The 16652-nt window shown below is 42.9% G+C and carries 14 protein-coding genes; 3 read left to right on the forward strand and 11 right to left on the reverse strand.

Annotated elements, in window-relative coordinates; translation table 11 throughout:
- Positions 1–274 precede the first annotated feature (274 nt).
- The 11 genes from QZ106_RS01755 to QZ106_RS01805 form a co-directional block, all read right to left on the reverse strand.
- Positions 275–718, reverse strand: coding sequence for a PIN domain-containing protein (locus tag QZ106_RS01755; RefSeq protein ID WP_295973461.1), 444 nt, complete (start codon positions 716–718; stop codon positions 275–277).
- Entirely contained in the window at positions 718–2091 is a 1374-nt protein-coding gene (locus QZ106_RS01760) for an AAA family ATPase (RefSeq protein ID WP_295973463.1), read from the reverse strand. The genes QZ106_RS01755 and QZ106_RS01760 overlap by 1 nt, the downstream gene beginning before the upstream one ends.
- A gap of 255 nt (positions 2092–2346) precedes the next feature.
- Positions 2347–6357, reverse strand: coding sequence for an ATP-dependent RNA helicase HrpA (gene hrpA, locus QZ106_RS01765; protein WP_295973466.1), 4011 nt, complete (start codon positions 6355–6357; stop codon positions 2347–2349).
- A 6-nt stretch (positions 6358–6363) separates the two neighbouring features.
- Positions 6364–6744 carry a DUF423 domain-containing protein gene (locus QZ106_RS01770; protein ID WP_295973469.1) on the reverse strand — a complete coding sequence of 127 codons (381 nt, stop codon included), beginning with the start codon at positions 6742–6744 and terminating at the stop codon, positions 6364–6366.
- The gene (locus tag QZ106_RS01775) at positions 6744–7196 is read right to left on the reverse strand and encodes a DUF441 domain-containing protein (protein ID WP_295973471.1); all 453 of its coding nucleotides are present in this window, start codon (positions 7194–7196) and stop codon (positions 6744–6746) included. The genes QZ106_RS01770 and QZ106_RS01775 overlap by 1 nt, the downstream gene beginning before the upstream one ends.
- Positions 7197–7310: 114 nt before the next feature.
- Entirely contained in the window at positions 7311–7640 is a 330-nt protein-coding gene (locus QZ106_RS01780; RefSeq protein ID WP_295973476.1) for a branched-chain amino acid transporter permease, read from the reverse strand.
- Positions 7637–8368 carry an AzlC family ABC transporter permease gene (locus QZ106_RS01785; protein ID WP_295973478.1) on the reverse strand — a complete coding sequence of 244 codons (732 nt, stop codon included), beginning with the start codon at positions 8366–8368 and terminating at the stop codon, positions 7637–7639. The genes QZ106_RS01780 and QZ106_RS01785 overlap by 4 nt, the downstream gene beginning before the upstream one ends.
- Complete coding sequence (locus tag QZ106_RS01790) at positions 8361–9305, reverse strand: LysR family transcriptional regulator (protein ID WP_295973481.1); 945 nt, start codon at positions 9303–9305, stop codon at positions 8361–8363. The genes QZ106_RS01785 and QZ106_RS01790 overlap by 8 nt, the downstream gene beginning before the upstream one ends.
- A gap of 190 nt (positions 9306–9495) precedes the next feature.
- Positions 9496–10833, reverse strand: coding sequence for an argininosuccinate synthase (argG, locus tag QZ106_RS01795; RefSeq protein WP_006718777.1), 1338 nt, complete (start codon positions 10831–10833; stop codon positions 9496–9498).
- 85 nt (positions 10834–10918) lie between these two features.
- Positions 10919–11749 (reverse strand): SDR family oxidoreductase, encoded by an 831-nt coding sequence (locus QZ106_RS01800; protein WP_295973488.1) that lies wholly within the window; start codon positions 11747–11749, stop codon positions 10919–10921.
- 65 nt (positions 11750–11814) lie between these two features.
- Positions 11815–12675: a phosphoribosylaminoimidazolesuccinocarboxamide synthase gene (locus tag QZ106_RS01805; protein ID WP_295973489.1), complete on the reverse strand. Its 861-nt coding sequence runs from the start codon at positions 12673–12675 to the stop codon at positions 11815–11817.
- Positions 12676–12994: 319 nt separating this feature from the next.
- Here QZ106_RS01805 and prfC point away from each other — a divergent pair, with 319 nt between their 5' ends.
- From prfC to QZ106_RS01820, 3 genes are all read left to right on the forward strand, one after another.
- Entirely contained in the window at positions 12995–14578 is a 1584-nt protein-coding gene (prfC, locus tag QZ106_RS01810) for a peptide chain release factor 3 (protein ID WP_295973491.1), read from the forward strand.
- Positions 14579–14850: 272 nt separating this feature from the next.
- Positions 14851–15417, forward strand: a complete 567-nt coding sequence (locus QZ106_RS01815) for a TetR/AcrR family transcriptional regulator (RefSeq protein WP_295973493.1) — start codon at positions 14851–14853, stop codon at positions 15415–15417.
- Between the two features lie 32 nt (positions 15418–15449).
- Complete coding sequence (locus QZ106_RS01820; RefSeq protein WP_295973495.1) at positions 15450–16646, forward strand: efflux RND transporter periplasmic adaptor subunit; 1197 nt, start codon at positions 15450–15452, stop codon at positions 16644–16646.
- Positions 16647–16652 lie beyond the last annotated feature (6 nt).

Below are 16652 nucleotides of genomic sequence, written 5' to 3' on the forward strand. Positions count from 1 at the left end.
CTCAGAAGTGAAACGCTGTTATGCCGATGGTAGTGTGGGAGATTCCCATGTGAGAGTAGGTCACCGCCAAGTTTATTCGTATGAACCCCTGATGTGAGAGCATCGGGGGTTTTTGATTTTTATATATTTATAACTCCGTTTTGCGTGATAACACTTAAAAATAATTGGAAAAATAACCGCACTTTCTAAAAGCAGAACGATGGTTCAAGCGTCCTCGCTTGGACCAAATAAGCACAAGCGTGGCTTGCGCTATCGTGGGGTGGGATTACAGAAATCATCTTATCGCCTGAATTTTCTCAAATAGATTTTCGATTGCACTCATATCACGATCTTTTGATAAAATTTCTAAATTATTTTCTTTTGCTGCTGCAAAGTGAAACATATCAAATTGATACTTTTCAATAACCTTTGTACTCCCCGTTTTTTGATTTGCTTTATCCAAACGAAATAAATTTCGAGCTAAATCAGAAATATCATCATTAATATCAATTACCTGAAATTTTTTTAAAGCATTTTTTAATATATTTAATTTTTCAATATTATCCCATTCTACACCACGTAAAACCTCATAACGAATTAATGGTGTCAAAAACAATAAAGTTTCAGGATCTTCAAGTTTTAATGCTAAATCTTGTAATACTTCCGCTTTTTTACTTGAGTTTGTATTTGGATCCACTAAATAAATTAAATAATTTGTATCTAATAAATAACCTTTCATTATTTAGTCTCCAAATTAGCTAATTTCTGTTGACCCAATTTTAACAAGGTTTGTTTCGCCTCCTGTTGCCCTTCTTCTTGAGCTCTTTGAACTTTTAATCGATTTAAATTTACATCATTAGCTAATTCCTGTTGAACCAATTTTAACAAGGTTTGTTTCGCCTCCTGTTGCCCTTCTTCTTGAGCTCTTTGAACTTTTAATCGATTTAAATTTACATCATTAGCTAATTCCTGTTGAACCAATTTTAACAAGGTTTGTTTCGCCTCCTGTTGCCCTTCTTCTTGAGCTCTTTGAACTTTTAATCGGTTTAAATTTACATCAAAAGCATCATTTAATAAATCAATGAAAGAAACTTTACTTGGGTAATCAATAAGCTTAGCATACACAACACCATCATTTTCACAACGTTTCAAGCGGTAGGCTTCACCGGTCTTTAATTGACTAATTACAATAGGTGAATGAGTGGTAATAAAAAAGATTGTTTTAGGAAATAATTCTTTTAATAAAGGAATAATATTCACTTGCCACTTATTATGTAAATGGCTTTCTATTTCATCAATTAAGATTATACCGGGAACATTTGCAATCTGTAGCTCATTAGTGAAATAACTGTATCCAGCAATAATTGATTGGATAATTTTTAAAATAGAAGTAAAACCACTGGAAAGCTCTGAAATTTCTCGTTTTTGATTTTCTATTTTTAGAAAAACTCGATTATCGCCTGATATTTCGAGGAAATCTTTATCAATTCTATGATCTACTTTATTTAATAAAGACAATAACGTTTTAATTTCAATCTCTCGATTATCTTCTTTAGACTGATAAGGATTTGAAGATAAAGCGCGCTGAACAATCCATTCTTCAATATTAGAATCCATATTCAAATTTTTTAGATGTTGTGGATTTCCATTAAAACTTGTCAATAAATACTCTAAATACCCTTTTTGTCGTTTAGATTTATTACCTAATTTAGAAACGTTTCCTCTTTCATGCTCATAGATTTTCTCATTTATCGCACCGCGGTGTTGTGCAGATAAATAAACGACCGGATAAGAATGCATAGCCAAAATAAATGCATAATTATGATTACCTAAAGAAAAACCATCATTCTCATTAAAACTGAAAGAAATATCATTGATGGTCGCAGATTTAAAAGGAATTAATGAATGCTGTATATAAGAATCTGTTTTCATTGCTTGTTTGTTCGTAAATAGCAATATAGCAAACAGACTTTCTAAAAACTTTGTCTTTCCAATCCCATTTTCCCCAATAAAAGTATAAACCCGTTGATTAGGAGATAATTCCGCTTCAATCGTGCCGACACCTTTGACTTGTTCAAAATGAAATTTCTTTAAATGCAATGTATTATTCATATGCAATGTCCTCTTCAAAGCAAATATTTCTTAGGCAATTTTTTTACTTTACCAAATACAACCATTTTTAGGCTGATCAACATAAAATACTATCTTTCATTATAGCTCATCTGCTAACTTTTCCTTAGTTAACTAAACAATATTAATAAAGCCTCTCCCTGCAACACCACATTCACCGCAGTTCTCCCACGATAAACTAAGGCTTGATTAGGGGAAAAATACTGTGGTTGATCACTACAATACCTTGGTGATATCTTACTCTATATTTTGAATAGCCCCTAAAACCCGCTTCTCCGACACCTGATACTTCGTCCCTAACTGCTGCGCAAATAAACTCACACGCAATTCTTCGATCATATAGCGAATCTCCGCCACCTCATCAGAAATCGGTTTGGATTTCGGGAGTTTGGCAAGAAGCTGTTGATAGGCTTGTTGCACTTGTTCCACGCGTAACATAGCGGCGCGATCGCGATTGACATCCTGAGCGAGTTTATCCATGCGTTTATCGATGGCTTGCAGATAGCGAAGTAAATCCGGCAGGCGGGTGTAGCCGCTTTTTTGTACGAAGCCTTGATAAATCAAACCGGCAATTTGGCTTTTCATGTCGGATAAGGCGAACGCCATGGTGAAATCCATCTTGCCTTTGAGACGTTGGTTGAGCTGGTGAGTGAGTGTGAGGATCTGCTCCACTTTCTGCGCAATATCCACGGTGACTTCATTAACGTTTTCACGCACGAAATCCCGTAGCTTATTAAAACCTTCTTCGTTCCACACAAAGCCGCCGAAATCGGCAATGAGTTTATCCACAGCACAAGCAATACAGTCATCAATCAAATCCAACACACGACCAAATGGCGTGAAATAGAGCCCCAATTTGGCTTTATTTGGCAATTTTTCATGCAGATATTTAATCGGTGACGGCACGTTGAGCAATAACAATCGGCGTAAACCTTGTTGCATTGCCACCGCTTGTTCAAATTCCGTTTCAAACAGTTTAATGCCCACCGCGTCTTTTTCGTCCACAATGGCAGGAAAGGCTTTCACGCTGAAACCGCGCTGTTTTTGTTCGTAACATTGTGGCAACTCGGCGAAACTCCAAATATGCAGTCCGCTTTGTTCAATGCCATCGTCTGCCACCGCAGAAATGCTTTCCTGTACACGATCTTTTAAACTAAATTTCAGCTCATCTAAATTCATGGATTCGGCGATTTTCTTGCCGTTTTCATCCACCACGCGGAACGTCATTTTCAAATAGCTTGGAATTTGTTCCCAATTCCAATGTTCCGCTTCTACGGTGACGCCCGTCATGCGGCGCAATTCATAAATCAGCGTATCCAACAATGGTTTTTCCAACGGCACGGCGCGCCCTAAAAAAGCTTGGGCATAATTCGGTGCAGGCACGAAATTACGACGATAGGATTTCGGCAGAGACTTAATCAGCGCGATGACCAGCTCTTCCCGTAAGCCCGGGATTTGCCAATCAAAGCCCGTCATTTCCACTTGGTTGAGCAACGGCAACGGAATATGCACGGTCACGCCGTCCGCATCCGTGCCCGGTTCGAATTGATAGGTCAGTTTGAGTTTCAGATTGCCTTGATGCCAGAAATTCGGGAAATCCAGCTTGCTCACTTGTTCTGCATCATCATTAATCAAAAATGAGCGTTCAAAATTAAGCAATTCAGGATCTTGTTTTTCTGCCTTTTTCCACCATGTATCAAAATGTTTTTGCGACACCACGTCAGTGCCGATACGCTGATCGTAAAACTCAAATAAAGTGCGCTCATCCACCAAAATATCGCGGCGACGGCTTTTGTGTTCCAATTCCTCAACTTCACGAATCAGCTGCTGATTTTGCTTGAAGAATTTGTGCTTGGTGTTCCAATCCCCTTCCACCAAGGCAGATTGAATAAAGATCTCACGGCTCACCCTTGGGTCAATGGCGCCGTAATTCACCGGTCGCGCCGCCACAATCGGCACGCCATACAAACTGACTTTTTCATCGGCGATCACCGCCCCGCGGGATTTCGACCAGCGCGGTTCAGAATAAGATTTTTTGGTTAAATGCTCGGCGAGTGGCTCAATCCATTCCGGCTCAATTTCCGCCACCATGCGACCCCAAAGTTTGGAGGTTTCCACCAACTCTGCCGCCATCACCCATTTCGGTTGTTTTTTGAAAAGCACGGAATTGGGGAAAATTGCAAAATGGGCATTGCGCGCGCCGAGATATTGTTGTTTTTCTGCTTCTTTTAAGCCGATATGCGACAGCAAACCGCTTAAAAGTGCAGTGTGAATTTGCTGATATTCGGCTTTTTCCGAATTAATCGGCAAGCCCATTTCACGCACGGCAAGACGAATTTGTTGATAAATATCCTGCCATTCGCGAATGCGCAAATAATTTAAAAAATCCTTTTGGCACTGACGGCGGAATTGGTTTTTCGTTAATTCTTTTTGCTGTTCTTGCACATAATTCCAAAGATTCAAGAACGCCAAGAAATCCGATTTTTTATCGGCAAAGCGACGATGTTTTTCATCGGAAGCCTGTTGTTTTTCTGTCGGACGTTCACGCGGATCTTGGATGGATAACGCCGAGACAATAATCATCACTTCATAAACGCTGCCAAAATCGACCGCACTTAGAAGCATTTTAGCAAGGCGTGGATCGACCGGGAGTTGGGCAAGTTGGCGACCGATTGAGGTAAGTTCCCAACCTTGTTTTTTCTCTGTCGATTCGCTAGCGCGCGTCTCCTGACGCGTGCTTTCAGCTGTTAAATTTTGGGCACGCGTTGGAAAACGCGCGCCATCATTTTTATATGATTTAATTTTCTTAGGTTGAATCGCGCCCAGCTCTTCCAATAACTTCACGCCATCTTGGATATGCCGTTTATCCGGCGCATCCACAAAAGGAAACGCTTCAATGTCATCCAAACCCAATGCCGTCATTTGCAAAATGACGGAAGCCAAATTGGTACGCAGAATTTCCGGATCGGTAAATTCCGGGCGATTATTAAAATCCTCTTCCGAATAAAGGCGAATACAAATGCCTTCGCTCACCCGTCCGCAACGCCCTTTCCGCTGATTAGCGGAGGCCTGTGAAATCGGCTCAATAGGCAAGCGTTGCACTTTGGTGCGGTAGCTATAACGAGAAATGCGCGCTGTGCCGGGATCAATCACATATTTAATGCCCGGCACGGTTAATGAAGTTTCCGCGACGTTGGTCGCTAATACTATGCGATTTAGCCCACTCGGATGGAAAATTTTATTTTGTTCTTGCGCAGACAAGCGGGCAAAGAGCGGTAGGATTTCCGTGTGTTTTAAATTTTGCTTTTGCAAGGCTTCAGCGGTGTCGCGAATTTCTCTTTCACCGTTCATAAAGATCAAAATATCGCCGCGCCCTTCCGCTTGCAGCTCATCCACAGCATTAAGAATGCCTTGTAGCTGATCTTGATCGTCTTCTTCCGCAACAGGGCGATAACGCACTTCCACGGGATAAGTTCTGCCCGAGACTTCGATAATCGGCGCGTTATTAAAATGTTTAGAAAAACGTTCCACATCAATGGTGGCGGAGGTGATAATAACTTTTAAGTCTGGACGGCGTGGTAGAAGCTGTTTTAGATAACCGAGAATAAAATCGTTGTTCAAGCTGCGTTCGTGGGCTTCATCGATAATCAGGCAGGAATATTGATTAAGGAAACGATCCGTTTGAATTTCAGCCAGCAAAATCCCGTCCGTCATCAACTTAATTTGGGTGTTGTCACTGATTTGATCGTTAAAACGGACTTTATACCCCACTAAATCGCCAAGCTCTGTTTGCAATTCTTCCGCAATTCTAGCCGCCACAGAACGTGCCGCAATACGGCGTGGTTGAGTGTGCCCGATTGTGCCAAGATTGCCGAATCCTAGCTCTAAACACATTTTCGGCAACTGCGTGGTTTTCCCTGAACCGGTTTCCCCCGCCACCACGATCACTTGATGCTCGGAAAGCAGTTTTTCAATTTCTGCTTTACGTTGGCTAACCGGCAGGCTTTCCGGAAAAACAATCGGATTTTTAACCGCACTTTTACGGCTTTCTACACGTAATCTTGCTTGTTCAATTTGTTGTTGGATTTCAGCCGCAACGGCTTGCTGCGCTTCTTGGTTTTTAATTTTGCCGATGCCATGAATGCGGGCGGATAAACGGCGTTTATCCACCAACATAATGTCAATTAATTGGGAAAAAAGGGATTGTTGTAAAGGTGTTAGTTCGTGCTTTACCGTTCTATTCTTCATACTGATTTACTTTTTCAAACTGCCGTAAGCCAAGCAAAGCCAGCCAATTAAAAATAAGGTACCCCCAATCGGTGTCACCCAAACCAGGAATTGTCCTGCACCAAGTGCGAGTGCATAAAGGCTGCCGCTAAAGAGAAGAATGCCGAATGCCCATGCACCCGCGGCGAAATTGACTATTTTGCTGGCAAGCAATGATTCACGACACAATTGCGCAATGCCAATTCCAAGAATGGCAAGGGTGTGGAACATTTGATATTTCACACCGGTTTCAATCCACGCTAATTCTTTAGGCTCTAAAACCTTGCTTAATCCATGTGCAGCAAAAGCGCCAATCGTCACACATAAAAAACCGCTCAACGCGGCAATAAATAACCATTTGTTTTTCATTAGAATTTTCCTATGAGTAATGCCAAAATACCTGCGGCGATAAGTGGTCCGACAGGGATACCGCCCAGAAAAGAAACACCAATGATGGTGCCAATCACCAAGCCTGTCACTAAGACAGGTTGTTCGCCCATCAGCGGAACGCCTTTGCCCGCAAGCCACGCGACCAATACACCTACCGCAATAGCAACGAACATTTTCCAACTGATAAAGGCCGACAAGCCCGGAAGTTGAATTTTACCGGAAACCAATGGGCTCAAAACGCCAATGGTTAAAATCACAATACCAACGCTCAAGCCGTATTTTTCCAAATAGGGAATATATTTCGCGAGTAGGGTTTGTTGCATGATCAGTAGCACGGCAGCGGAGATGGTGATGGCGCTATTGTGGCTAAGAATGCCAAGCAAAATTAACACCACTAAAAGTAACGCAATCATATTGAATTGAAGCGACATATTGATCCTAACGTGCGGTAAAAATTTGCGGAGAATTATAGCATAAGCCATGTCTTTTCTTTGCCGGCATAGAAAATTCATGAAGAAAAAGTGCGGTCATTTTTTAGCGTCTTTTTATACAAATACCTGTTGTACTAAGAACATATATAATATGGTGCCGGCAGCGATGGACAAGAACATATTGCGCTTCCACAAATGCAACGCAATAACGATCGCACCGGAAAGAAATTCGGGAACGCCATGAAAGCCGCTAAACATATCCACGTTTTTGTAACAATACACCACGAGCATACCAAACATCGCTGCAGGTAAGACTTTACCTAAATAACGGATATATTCGGGAATCGGGCGGTTCGCCGGGAAAATCCAAAAGGGCAGCCATCGGGTAAATTGCACGGCCAGCACAGCAATCCCGATGGTGATGATTTGTTCGGTTAATGTCATTCTTCAATCCTCTTTAAAGTTGAGGACAATTTTGGTCGGCGGAAAGTCAACACCGTCCAGATACCAATCAAGGTAGGCAATAAGAAATAGTCATGTCCGAAAACGATGAGGGAAATTGCGGCAATTGCTAAACCTAACAAAGAGCTCTCATGAGATTTTTCCTGCGCCCAGTTTTCGGCAAAAATCACTAAAAATAATGCCGTCATAGCAAATTCAATGCCCTTTAAATCAAAGGGAATAATGTTCCCGAATACGTTGCCAATGCCAGCACCGATTGCCCAATACATATGCAAATAAAACGAAACAAAAAAGAGATACCAACCACGATCAATATGCGGTGGGACGTTTGCCATGTAATTCAAGGAAAAAGACTCATCTACCAACGTGGCAATAAGGTATAGGCGTTTTTTGCCCAAGGATTTTCCGTATTTTTCCAACATCGCAATGCTATAAAAAAGCTGTCTGCCACTCACCATCAAGGTAATCAATAACGCATTTAACGGCGCAAATGCCAAACTTAATGCGCCGGCAATGATGAATTCCACGGAACCGGCGTAGATGAATAACGCCATCAACACGGGATACCAAACACCAAAACCAAGTGCTTTCATGTAAATGCCGTAAGCCACGCCAAGGAACAAAAAGCCGGCGAGCATCGGCGCACTATAGGGCAAGGCGGCTTTCGCCGCCGCCCAAATGGGATGAGAATTTGTCTTTACGTCAGACATACAACGAGATCTCTTCTAATATAGACAATTCGGGCAAGGTAGAAAAACTTTGGGCTTTCACGGTTTCATAGAAATCATCCACGAACGCCATTTGTGAATCCAACTCTCGCGTTGCGGCATAAAGATTACTGTGTAACCCCTGTTCGGTAATTTTTCGCGCCACGATGTAACCACGATCCAAATAAGGCTTCGCCGCCCAAAACGGCAATGCCGCCACTCCACGTTTACTTGCCACCAACTGAATGATGGCGATGGTAAGTTCACTGGTTCGTCGGGTCGGATTGATGCCTTTCGGGTGTAATACCTTACGCAACAAATCCAACATATCATCCGGTACGGGATAAGTAATTAACGTTTGATCAATAAAATCTTCCGCCTGCCAAACCTCTTTCGCTGCCAGCGGATGATCTTTCGCACATAATCCCACCATTTCATAGGAAAACAACGGCTTATACACAATGTCCGGGGTCTCTTCCACTTCTTGCACAACAGCCCAATCGGCACGATGGCTTAACAGCAACCCAACGGCATCGGTGTGGAAACCGGACACAATATCCAGCTCCACCAACGGCCAATGTTGACGGAATAAATCCATGGCGGGCATAAGCCAATCGAAGCAAGTGTGGCATTCCACCGCAATACGCAACTCGCCGGCCTCCCCTTGTTTCACCCGCGCTAAATCACGCTCCGCCTCAATCACTTTAGGCAAAATATCATTGGCAAGCTGAATCAAACGCTCACCTGCCGGTGTAAAGTGCAACGGCTGGGTTTTACGTTCAAATAACGGCAAACCGTATTGATCTTCCAACAGTTTAATTTGGTGGGAAAGAGCGGATTGAGTGAGATAAACCCGTTTTGCTGCCAAAGAAACACTGCCCGTTTCTTTTAAGGCAAGTAAAGTTTTAAGGTGTCGAAGTTCAAGAAAGATTGGTTTCATGAGAAAGATTCATATTCATGAGGAAAATAATGAAACCGTATCATACACCAAAATAGGCTGTGCTTTAATGTTCCAGAAAAGAAAATTAAGGCATAGATTGAACAAATCCGTTCATCCTTTTTGTTGAGATTAAATCGCAAAAGAAGACCGCACAGAGATGTCTCAAAGTGCGGTCGGAAAAGAGAGCGTTTTACGCTTTTTTGTATAATTGCGGTAACGCAGAATCTTTGTTTGTCGCCAGTAAACCGGTGCGGGAATAGATACCGAGTTTGTCGCGGGTGTCGGTGATATCAAGGTTACGCATGGTTAATTGACCGATACGATCGACCGGATCAAACGGTGCATTTTCCACTTTTTCCATACTCAAACGTTCCGGATGGTAGGTTAAGTTCGGGGATTCCGTGTTGAGTAAGGAATAGTCGTTACCACGACGTAGCTCTAACGTCACTTCACCGGTGACTGCGCGAGCCACCCAACGTTGAGCGGTTTCGCGCAACATTAAGGCTTGCGGATCGAACCAACGACCTTGGTATAACAAGCGACCTAAACGAATACCGTTGATGCGGTATTGTTCGATGGTGTCTTCGTTGTGGATACCGGTCACTAAACGTTCGTAAGCAATGTGTAATAGTGCCATGCCCGGGGCTTCGTAGATGCCGCGAGATTTCGCTTCGATGATACGGTTTTCGATTTGGTCGGACATCCCTAAGCCGTGACGACCACCAATGCGGTTGGCTTCAAGGAACAATTCTACGATGTTATCGAACGTTTTACCGTTTAATGCGACCGGAATGCCTTCTTCAAAACGCACCGTCACTTCTTCCGCTTTGATTTGTACATCTTCACGCCAGAATGGTACGCCCATGATTGGGTTGACGATACGAATACCGGAATTTAAGAATTCCAAGTCTTTTGCTTCGTGAGTCGCGCCAAGCATGTTGGAGTCGGTGGAATAGGCTTTTTCGACAGACATTTTGTAATCAAAGCCGTTTTCAATTAAGAAGTTAGACATCTCAAAACGGCCGCCCAATTCATCGATAAATTTTTGATCTAACCAAGGTTTATAAATTTTTAAATTTGGGTTGGTCATTAAGCCGTAACGATAGAAACGTTCGATGTCGTTGCCTTTGTAAGTACTGCCATCACCCCAAATATTGACATCATCTTCTTTCATGGCAGAGACCAACATGGTGCCGGTCACCGCACGGCCTAATGGGGTGGTGTTGAAATAAGTCAAACCACCTGTCGTCACGTGAAATGCGCCGCATTGGATCGCCGCAATGCCTTCTTGGGCTAATTGTGTGCGGCAGTCGATTAAGCGGGCCATTTCTGCGCCATATTCTTTGGCTTTGCGTGGAATAGCCTCGTAATCCTCTTCATCCGGTTGGCCAAGGTTCGCGGTGTAAGCGCAAGGAATGGCGCCGTGTTGACGCATCCAAAGCAGTGCCGCGCTGGTGTCTAAGCCGCCGGAAAAGGCGATACCGACTTTTTCACCTTTCGGTAAGTGTTGCAAAATGGTATTTGACATATTTTCTTTCCTTATCTGTGTTTGTTTGAGTGAATGGGGTTAATAAAAGTACGTGGTAAAAACATTTTGAAAAACAACCGCACTTTTATTCTTCTGTTGTCAGCATTAAATTCGGATCCGGATATTGGTAAACAAATTCTAATTCATTACAAATTTTTTCCGCCATGATAATGCGTTGCGGATCGTGTTCTGAGTTAATAAAGTGCGGTGGTTCTAGCCCGTATTTTTCCGCCGCATATTGATAATAGGCTTCCCGTGTTGGGTGCATTGGCGCGGCCAAATGATATAGACGATAGCCGCCCGGGGTTTCTAACAATAATTGAATGGCGCGTGCGCAATCGTCTAAATGGACTAAATTTACCGGAGAATAACCGCACTTGAGTGCTTGTTTTCCGGCAAGAGAATAAACGGGATGGCGATCGTTGCCGACTAAACCGGCAAAACGAATAATATCGCAATCGATGTCTTGCATCTGCGCCAAGCCGTTTTCAATTTCAACTAAGGCGCGACCAATGTCACTGTCCGGCTGTGGCGTGACGGATTCATCAAAATGGGCGGAAATATCAGGGAAAACGGAAGTGGAGCTAATAAAAATAATGTGGCTCACCCCTTGTAATAAGGCTTCGTTAACCAGATTTTGCACGCCTTCGACATATTGATTGAGATCGAAAAAATATTGGCTTGGTGGAATATTAATGATCAATGAATCCACATCAAGCAAGGCACTGACATCATCAGGATCCGCATTAATTTCAGGGGTAAGTTCCAAATGATAGGCTTCCAAACGCATTAAACGCATTTGTTCTACACCATCGTGAGTACGTTTCGTGCCTTTAACTTCCCAGCCTAGATTTTTTAAATGTCGCGCCAGTGGCAAACCTAGCCAACCTAACCCGACAATGGCGACCGACCTCATATTACTCCTATCCGGTTACAAAAAATTCCCACTATTCTAATGCATAGCGGGAATTCCTTTAAGTGTTATTTTGTTAATAAATCCAAGGCTTCTTGGTATTTATCTACGGTCTTCTGAATGACATCCGACGGCACTTTTGGCGCCGGTGGCTGTTTATTCCAACCGCTGTTTTCCAACCAGTCACGAATAAATTGTTTATCAAAAGACGGTGGGTTTGTGCCTTCTTGATAAGTCTCTACTGACCAGAAACGGCTAGAATCCGGTGTTAATACCTCATCCATCAAGGTTAACGTGCCGTTTTCATCCAAGCCGAATTCAAATTTGGTGTCACAAATGATGATACCTTTGGTTAAGGCATATTTTGCCGCTTCGGTATAAAGGGCGATGGCTTTTTCTTTCACTTGCGCTGCCAAATCTTTGCCGATCAAGTTTTCGCATTCGGCATAACTAATATTAATGTCGTGATTGCCGATTTCTTCTTTGCTGGACGGTGTGAAAATCGGCTCGGGCAATTTGCTGGCTTCCACTAAGCCTTTTGGTAATTCTAAGCCACAAATTGTACCGGTTTGTTTGTAATCTTTCAGTCCGCTGCCGGTTAAATAACCGCGCACGATAGATTCAATTTTAATCGGGGTTAAGCGTTTGCACACCACCGCACGATCTTTCACTAAATCGGCTTCCGCTTTGGGTAACACGTCGTAAACGCTGTCGCCGGTAAAATGATTCGGCATAATATGCGCCAGTTTGTTAAACCAAAAGTTAGAAATTTGTGTCAGGATTTCGCCTTTACGCGGAATCGGATCATCTAAAATTACATCGAACGCCGACAATCTGTCACTGGCGACCATCAACATTCGTTTGTCATCAATTTCATACAAATCCCGTACTTTGCCGGAATAGATTTTTTTTAGACTAAGTTGTGTCATTTCATTTCCTTTTTATCTGCGTAAAAATAATGGCGCGTATTGTACCGCACTTTTCACGCAAACGTTTGCATTTTTTGGGATTTTTACTGATGTTGACTTCATGTTGTAGTAAGAGAAAAAAGTGCGGTCAGAAAAAAGGAGGTTTTATGACGTATCAAAATACGCCCAAAATGTACCGCACTTTGTCGCAACATGCTCGCATTCATGATGCTCAAACTTGAAAAAATGGGCTAAAAAGCATATAGTTGCGCCACACATTTTTGGACCGTCGTTTAAGGCGGTTTCTTTATTTTTTCATCAAATAACACAGACAGCACAGATGACATACCCACAAGAACAAGTTAATAAACGCCGCACTTTTGCGATTATTTCTCACCCTGATGCGGGGAAAACCACCATTACCGAAAAGGTTTTGCTTTATGGTAACGCCATTCAAAAAGCCGGTTCGGTGAAAGGCAAAGGTTCCGCGCAACACGCGAAATCCGACTGGATGGAAATGGAAAAACAACGTGGGATTTCCATTACCACTTCCGTGATGCAATTCCCATACAACGATTGTTTGGTCAACCTGCTGGATACTCCGGGGCATGAGGATTTCTCTGAAGATACTTACCGCACTTTAACGGCAGTGGACAGCTGCTTGATGGTCATTGACTCCGCCAAAGGGGTTGAGGAACGTACCATTAAATTAATGGAAGTTACCCGTTTGCGCGACACGCCGATCATCACGTTTATGAACAAACTTGACCGTGATATTCGTGATCCGATGGAATTGTTGGACGAAGTTGAAAGCGTGTTGAAAATTCACTGCGCACCGATTACTTGGCCTATCGGCTGCGGCAAATTGTTTAAAGGCGTGTATCACTTATATAAAGACGAAACCTATCTCTATCAAACAGGGCAAGGGCACACGATTCAAGAAGTGCGCATTGTGAAAGGCTTGAATAATCCGGAATTGGATAACGCCGTAGGTGACGATTTGGCACAACAATTACGTGATGAATTAGAATTGGTCAAAGGCGCAAGCAATGAGTTTGACTTAGATTTATTCCTAAACGGCGAACTGACACCGGTCTTTTTCGGTACGGCGTTAGGGAATTTTGGTGTAGATCATTTCCTTGACGGCTTAACCGAATGGGCGCCTGCGCCGCAAGCTCGCCAGGCAGATACGCGTAAAGTGTCGGCTGACGAAGAAAAATTCAGTGGTTTCGTATTTAAAATTCAAGCCAATATGGATCCAAAACACCGTGACCGTGTTGCCTTCTTACGTGTCGTGTCAGGCAAATATGAAAAAGGCATGAAACTCAAACATGTACGTATCGGCAAAGAGGTGGTGATTTCTGATGCGTTAACCTTTATGGCGGGCGACCGTTCGCATGCAGAAGAAGCCTATGCCGGCGATATTATCGGTTTGCACAATCACGGTACGATTCAAATCGGCGATACCTTTACCCAAGGGGAAGACTTAAAATTCACGGGCATTCCAAACTTTGCACCGGAGTTATTCCGTCGTATTCGTTTAAAAGATCCACTTAAGCAAAAGCAATTATTAAAAGGCTTGGTACAGCTTTCCGAGGAAGGCGCAGTACAGGTTTTCCGTCCGTTACTGAATAACGATTTAATCGTTGGGGCGGTGGGTGTATTGCAGTTTGATGTGGTCGTTTCGCGCTTGAAATCCGAATACAACGTAGAAGCCATTTATGAAACTGTCAACGTGGCAACGGCGCGTTGGGTGGAATGTGCCGATGCGAAAAAATTTGAAGAGTTTAAACGTAAAAATGAGCAAAACCTGGCGTTAGACGGTGGCGATAACCTCACTTACATCGCCCCGACTATGGTCAATCTCAATCTTGCGCAAGAGCGTTATCCGGATGTGACATTCTTCAAAACCCGAGAACATTAATTCGTTCAAAAACATGAAAAAATAGACCGCACTTTGATCTTCTTCTATGGATTGCTATCGATCATTGTGCGGTTTTTCGTCTTAGATGAAAAATAGTGGCTGTTTTGGATGGCGCTCAATTTTTAACTTGCGAAAAAGTAAAAAATCAATAAAATGAACGAACGTTCATTCAGTGGTGTATTATTTGCTGTCTGTAACCTATCAAATGTGCGAATAAAGAGAAATTTTAACCGCACTTCTCACAATTAACCCAAGTTTATTAGTGACTTTATATGCATCAATCTGAAACGGATATGATCGAGCGAATTTTTACGGCCACGAATGATTTGATGGCGACAGTGGGTTTGCCAAATTTATCCATACATAAAATTGCCAAAGAGGCCAAAATTTCCCCGGGGACGATTTACCTTTATTTTAAGAATAAAGATGAATTGCTGGAACAATTTGCACGATATATCTTTAAATCTTTCGAAGAAACCTTGGAAAAAGACTATGATGAAAACCAGTCGTTTTTTCAACGCTATCGGAAAATGTGGTGGAATATTTGGCATTCTTTGGAACAAGATCCAACGATTGTTGCCAATATGGGACAATATGAATTTCTACCCGGGTTTTATACTATTTGCAAAGAATGGGAAACGCGCGGTATTTGGCATCGTTTTTGTAAAAAAACAGTAGAAGCCAACGAAATCTGTGACCTCCCGACGCATTTATTGTTTGCTATTTCGTTGGAAAGTGCGCTTAATATCGCCTTTAAGTGCAAACACTTTGCCCATGAGAGTTCGATGGAGATGCTGGAGTCGGTTATCGAACGCTCTTGGCATGCCATTCAAAAATAAGCTATTTAGTTATCACGTTTACGGAGTTTTTTATGAGTCAAACTCAAATTAACAAACCAAAGCGCTTGCACGTTTTCTTGTTAAAACTGGCGCTGGGAATATTTATCTTAATTTTTATCGCAATGATTGTGATGAATCAGATGAAAGCAAAAGGCATTGCGGATTTCTTGGCTAATCAAGGAGAAAGAGCTGTTCCGGTGACGGCAATGACCGTTTCTGCTCAGCAATGGACACCGGTGATTGAGACCACCGGGTTGGTTCGCCCGAATCAAGGGGCGATGCTGAGTGCGCAAAGTGCGGGGACGATTTCAAAAGTGTTAGTGACCAACGGACAAAGCGTGAAAAAAGGCGATTTGTTGGTGGAATTAGACAGCTCCGTGGAGCGAGCAAGCTTACAAGCGGCTGAAGCACAAGTGATTTCATTACGTCAAACGTATCAACGCTATGCGAATTTGGCGAAAAGTGGTGGTATTTCTCAGCAAGAATTAGACAATGCCAAAGCGGCGTATGATGCGCAAGTGGCGAACGTGGAATCCTTAAAAGCCACAATTGCGCGCCGTCAGATTGTTGCACCTTTTGATGGCAAAGCGGGTATCGTGAAAGTTAATGTGGGACAGTATGTATCGAACGGCACAGAAATCGTGCGTGTGGAAGATCGCAGTTCTATGAAAGTAGATTTTGCGATTGCACAGAATTTATTGGAAAAATTGCATATCGGTCAAAAAGTCACCGCGACAGCAGATGCCCGTTTAGGCGAAACCTTCTCGGCAACGATCTCTGCGATTGAACCGGCGATTAATTCTTCCACCGGGTTAATTGACGTGCAAGCCACGTTTGATCCGGAAGATGGCGAAAAACTGTTATCCGGTATGTTCACCCGTTTAAACGTGGCATTGGTAACGGAGTATGACCAAATTGTCGTGCCACAAGTCGCCGTGAGCTACAACATGTATGGCGAATCGCTTTATATTTTGACCGCACTTTCTGATGAGGAAAAAGAGAAATTTGCTAGCCAAGGCGATATGAACAAAATGTATCGTGCGAAGCAAATCACGGTGTTTACCAAAGATCGCCAAGGTATCTATGCTCAGTTAAAAGGCGATGAAGTGAAAATCGGCGATAAAATCGTGACCGGTGGTCAGCAAAATTTAAGTAATGGCGCATTAGTACTTGTCGCAGATAAAGAAGGTGTCGGCACCACACAACCGGCAACGAAAACCAATCTTTAATTAGGA

Origin of the sequence: uncultured Aggregatibacter sp., assembly GCF_901873365.1 — a bacterium.
In the GTDB taxonomy this organism is placed as follows: domain Bacteria; phylum Pseudomonadota; class Gammaproteobacteria; order Enterobacterales; family Pasteurellaceae; genus Aggregatibacter.

What these genes read in the sequence shown, in the direction of transcription:
- QZ106_RS01780 (WP_295973476.1), bottom strand. Translation starts at nt 7,640, where the DNA reads ATGACATTAACCGAACAAATCATCACCATCGGGATTGCTGTGCTGGCC.
- hrpA (WP_295973466.1), bottom strand. Translation starts at nt 6,357, where the DNA reads ATGAAGAATAGAACGGTAAAGCACGAACTAACACCTTTACAACAATCC.
- QZ106_RS01815 (WP_295973493.1), top strand. Translation starts at nt 14,851, where the DNA reads ATGCATCAATCTGAAACGGATATGATCGAGCGAATTTTTACGGCCACG.
- QZ106_RS01790 (WP_295973481.1), bottom strand. Translation starts at nt 9,305, where the DNA reads ATGAAACCAATCTTTCTTGAACTTCGACACCTTAAAACTTTACTTGCC.
- QZ106_RS01805 (WP_295973489.1), bottom strand. Translation starts at nt 12,675, where the DNA reads ATGACACAACTTAGTCTAAAAAAAATCTATTCCGGCAAAGTACGGGAT.
- prfC (WP_295973491.1), top strand. Translation starts at nt 12,995, where the DNA reads ATGACATACCCACAAGAACAAGTTAATAAACGCCGCACTTTTGCGATT.
- QZ106_RS01760 (WP_295973463.1), bottom strand. Translation starts at nt 2,091, where the DNA reads ATGAATAATACATTGCATTTAAAGAAATTTCATTTTGAACAAGTCAAA.
- QZ106_RS01820 (WP_295973495.1), top strand. Translation starts at nt 15,450, where the DNA reads ATGAGTCAAACTCAAATTAACAAACCAAAGCGCTTGCACGTTTTCTTG.
- QZ106_RS01785 (WP_295973478.1), bottom strand. Translation starts at nt 8,368, where the DNA reads ATGTCTGACGTAAAGACAAATTCTCATCCCATTTGGGCGGCGGCGAAA.
- QZ106_RS01770 (WP_295973469.1), bottom strand. Translation starts at nt 6,744, where the DNA reads ATGAAAAACAAATGGTTATTTATTGCCGCGTTGAGCGGTTTTTTATGT.
- argG (WP_006718777.1), bottom strand. Translation starts at nt 10,833, where the DNA reads ATGTCAAATACCATTTTGCAACACTTACCGAAAGGTGAAAAAGTCGGT.
- QZ106_RS01775 (WP_295973471.1), bottom strand. Translation starts at nt 7,196, where the DNA reads ATGTCGCTTCAATTCAATATGATTGCGTTACTTTTAGTGGTGTTAATT.
- QZ106_RS01800 (WP_295973488.1), bottom strand. Translation starts at nt 11,749, where the DNA reads ATGAGGTCGGTCGCCATTGTCGGGTTAGGTTGGCTAGGTTTGCCACTG.
- QZ106_RS01755 (WP_295973461.1), bottom strand. Translation starts at nt 718, where the DNA reads ATGAAAGGTTATTTATTAGATACAAATTATTTAATTTATTTAGTGGAT.